This window comes from Mycobacterium sp. SMC-21, assembly GCF_045310825.1.
Lineage (GTDB): Bacteria > Actinomycetota > Actinomycetes > Mycobacteriales > Mycobacteriaceae > Mycobacterium.
Genome location: NZ_JBJIAO010000108.1, coordinates 1 through 1251 on the forward strand (window position 1 = coordinate 1; position 1251 = coordinate 1251).

A 1251-nucleotide genomic window follows, 5' to 3' on the forward strand; every position below is an offset into this window, starting at 1 on the left:
GGTGTAGTGGCATGTTCTGGACCCGAAGCGGAGTGATCTACCCATGGCCAGGGTGAAGCGCGGGTAAGACCGCGTGGAGGCCCGAACCCACTTAGGTTGAAGACTGAGGGGATGAGCTGTGGGTAGGGGTGAAAGGCCAATCAAACTCCGTGATAGCTGGTTCTCCCCGAAATGCATTTAGGTGCAGCGTTGCGTGTTTCTTGCCGGAGGTAGAGCTACTGGATGGCCGATGGGCCTCACCAGGTTACTGACGTCAGCCAAACTCCGAATGCCGGTAAGACAAAAGCGTGGCAGTGAGACGGCGGGGGATAAGCTCCGTGCGTCGAGAGGGAAACAGCCCAGATCGCCGACTAAGGCCCCTAAGCGTGTGCTAAGTGGAAAAGGATGTGCAGTCGCGAAGACAACCAGGAGGTTGGCTTAGAAGCAGCCACCCTTGAAAGAGTGCGTAATAGCTCACTGGTCAAGTGATTGTGCGCCGATAATGTAGCGGGGCTCAAGCACACCGCCGAAGTCGCGGCATCCGCAAGGATGGGTAGGGGAGCGTCCTGCATCCGGTGAAGCAGCCGAGTGATCGAGTTGTGGAGGGTGTGGGAGTGAGAATGCAGGCATGAGTAGCGAATAGGCAAGTGAGAACCTTGCCCGCCGAAAGACCAAGGGTTCCTGGGGCAGGCCAGTCCGCCCAGGGTGAGTCGGGACCTAAGGCGAGGCCGACAGGCGTAGTCGATGGACAACGGGTTGATATTCCCGTACCCGTGTGTGTGCGTCCGTGATGAATCCATTGTGCTAACCATCCAAATGGCACGTGATGATCCTTTCGGGGATCACGTGTTGCCGGCTGCGTGGGACCCTGGTGGGTAGTAGTCAAGCGATGGGGTGACGCAGGAAGGTAGCCGTACCGGTCAGTGGTAATACCGGGGTAAGCCTGTAGGACGAACGATAGGCAAATCCGTCGTTCACATGTCTGAGAGGTGATGCATAGCCGAGTGAGGCGAATTCGGTGATCCTATGCTGCCAAGAAAAGCCTCTAGCGAGTGCACACATGGCCCGTACCCCAAACCAACACAGGTGGTCAGGTAGAGAATACTAAGGCGTACGAGTTAACTATGGTTAAGGAACTCGGCAAAATGCCCCCGTAACTTCGGGAGAAGGGGGACCTCCATACCGTCAAGGCACTTGCTGCCGGCAGCGGGAGGGGGTGGCACAAACCAGTGAGAAGCGACTGTTTACTAAAAACACAGGTCCGTGCGAAGT

General features: G+C 56.9%; 1 rRNA gene. It reads left to right on the plus strand.

Annotation, left to right across the window (positions count from 1 at the left end):
- Positions 1 to 1251 (plus strand): 23S ribosomal RNA (locus tag ACJH6H_RS29750); the annotation flags it as partial.